Source organism: Streptomyces sp. NPDC059850, from assembly GCF_042731515.1.
In the GTDB taxonomy this organism is placed as follows: Bacteria; Actinomycetota; Actinomycetes; order Streptomycetales; family Streptomycetaceae; genus Streptomyces.
Map to the genome: position 1 here is coordinate 1 of NZ_JBHWJI010000149.1, position 2,665 is coordinate 2,665.

The following is a 2,665-nucleotide window of genomic DNA, read 5'->3' on the forward strand; positions in this document are numbered from 1 at the left end:
GGCCGTGGGTGGCCGGGGCGACGGCGGCCGTCTCCGGGGTGGCCGCCGCGGCCGGGACCGCCGCGGCCGCCGGGAGCAGGAGCAGCGTGACGCAGGCGGCTGCCACGGTCGGCGCGAGGCGCGTTCTTCGCATGAGGACCCCCATTTCTGACGTCTGCTGACGTCACGACAAGGAGCCTTCAGCTTCAGTGACGGCGGTCCGGGGGCGCATTGGCGCGCGCCCCCGGACCGTGGTGGGGTCAGCCCCCGTCAGCCTCCGTCAGCCCCGCCCCGCGTCACGGCTTGGGCAGCGCGCATCCGGACAGGGTGAGGTCGATCCGGTTTCCGGTGGTCACGCACTTGGTGATGCCGTAGGTCTGCTGGGCGTAGTTGATGCCCTTGCGGACCGTCACCTTTCCACTCTCGTCCACTTCGCACGGGTTGTTGAGGGTGCACTGCGCGCCGCTCTCGTTGCCCGTGTTGTTCACGGCCAGGACCGTGCCGGTGGTGGCGTCGACCACGGGTGAACCTGACGTTCCGCCAATCGTGTTACAGGCGGAGGTGTAGCGGACCGAATCCTTCCAAGTCCACTCGCCCTCCTTAAGACGGTATGCGAATCCGTCGATATTGCAGGAGTAGATCCTCTTCCAGTAGCCGGAGACCACCTTGATGCTGGTGCCCTGCGTCGGGCGGACGTCCGACAGTTGCAGTGCCTTGATGCCGTACCGCTGCTGTATTTGCGCGTACGTCGAGGTCAGCTGGTACAGGGAGACGTCGGTGTCGGTCATGGTCGCGTACGCGACCTTGCTCGCCCGTACCGTGCCCGCGCTCCCGCCGGAGCTGTTCAGCAGGGTGAAGCTGCGGCTCGACGCCTTGTCGACGATCACCTCGCCCGCGCCCGGGAAGCCGGTCTCCAGGCAGTGCCCGTTGGAGAGGACGAGCGCGGGGTCGGTGTCGGCCGACGTCGCGGTCCGTACGACCGAGCCGGAGCAGTTGCTGAGCGCGACCGTTCCGGCGAAGTCGACCGCCTGCGCGGCCCGGGGGTGGGGCGTGGCGGCCGCGGCCGGGGCGGCACCGGCGCCCGCGAGGGTCGCGCCGCCCAGTAAGAGGGCCGAGAGCGCGCCGACGAGAGGTCTGTTCACAGGGGGGTTCCTTCCCTCGATGAGAAGTTCCTTCGGCTTCGACCATTTCCCACCCTTGACCGTGTCATGCGCATGGCCGAACACTGGCGCAGCAGTCGCTCGCCCTTCACCCCCCAGGAGCAGTTATGCGACTTCGCACCCGCGGCAGACGGGTTACCGCCCTCGCCGCCCTGTTGTCCCTCGCCCTCGCCGCGCCGATCGCGGCCCAGGCCGACGATCCGGCCCCCGGGCGTGCCACCTCGGCCGATGCCGCATCGGGCACCACGGCCGCCGATGAGAACGTGCGCCAGTACGAGGTCGCGGGCCCGGCCACCGCGGCCGAGCGCGCCACCGTCGCCGCCACCGGCGTCTCCATCGACGAGACGGACGCCCGTTCCGTCGTCGTCACCGCCGACTCCGCGCAGGCCAAGCGGTTGCGCGGGCTCGGCTACCGGCTCACCGCGCTGCCCGGTCCGGCCGACCGCAGCAAGGGCCGGGCGGCCGCGCCGTTCGACTTCCCGTCGGCGGACTCGAAGTACCACAACTACGCCGAGATGAACTCCGAGATCGACGCGGCCGTAGCCAAGTACCCCACCTTGCTGAGCAAGCGCGTCATTGGAAAGTCGTACGAGGGCCGGAACATCGTCGCGCTGAAGATCAGCGACAACGTGGCCACGGACGAGGCCGAGCCCGAGGTGCTGTTCACCCACCACCAGCACGCCCGCGAGCACCTCACCGTCGAGATGGCGCTGTATCTGCTGCACCAGCTGACCGGCGGCTACGGCACGGACTCCCGCATCACCGACATCGTCAACAGCCGCGAGATCTGGATCGTCCCGGACCTCAACCCGGACGGCGGCGAGTACGACATCGCGACCGGCAACTACCGCAGCTGGCGCAAGAACCGGCAGCCCAACTCCGGCTCCTCCTCCGTCGGCACCGACCTCAACCGCAACTGGGACTACAAGTGGGGCTGCTGCGGCGGCTCCTCCGGCTCGGCGGGCTCCGAGACCTACCGAGGCGCCAAGGCCGAGTCGGCCCCCGAGGTGAAGGTCGTCGCGGACTTCGCGCGCAGCCGGATCGTCGGCGGCAAGCAGCAGCTCAAGGCCTCGATCGACTTCCACACCTACAGCGAGCTGGTGCTGTGGCCGTTCGGCTGGACGTACAGCGACACCGCGACCGGGATGACCAAGGACGACCACGACGCGTTCGCCGCGATCGGCAGGAAGATGGCGGCGAGCAACGGCTACACGCCCGAGCAGTCGAGCGACCTCTACATCACGGACGGGACGATCGACGACTGGCTGTGGGGCAGCCAGAAGGTGTTCGCGTACACGTTCGAGATGTACCCGTCGTCCGCCGGAGCGGGCGGCTTCTACCCGCCGGACGAGGTGATCGACCGCGAGACGAGCCGTAACAAGGACGCGGTGCTGCAGCTGCTGGAGAACGCGGACTGCATGTACCGGTCGATCGGCAAGGAAGCCCAGTACTGCGCGACGAGCTGACGCCGCGTCCGGGCCCCCGCCCCTGACGGCTCCGCCCCTCCCGCGCGCCGGGTCCCCGCC

2 protein-coding genes are annotated in these 2,665 nt (G+C 69.5%); one reads left to right on the forward strand and one right to left on the reverse strand.

The window, feature by feature from the left end:
• Window positions 1-275 precede the first annotated feature (275 nt).
• Window positions 276-1,121 carry a serine protease gene (locus tag ACFV9T_RS42670; protein WP_385449270.1) on the reverse strand — a complete coding sequence of 282 codons (846 nt, stop codon included), beginning with the start codon at window positions 1,119-1,121 and terminating at the stop codon, window positions 276-278.
• A gap of 125 nt (window positions 1,122-1,246) precedes the next feature.
• Between ACFV9T_RS42670 and ACFV9T_RS42675 the strand changes: the two genes are divergently transcribed.
• Window positions 1,247-2,605: a M14 family metallopeptidase gene (locus ACFV9T_RS42675; protein WP_385449273.1), complete on the forward strand. Its 1,359-nt coding sequence runs from the start codon at window positions 1,247-1,249 to the stop codon at window positions 2,603-2,605.
• Window positions 2,606-2,665 lie beyond the last annotated feature (60 nt).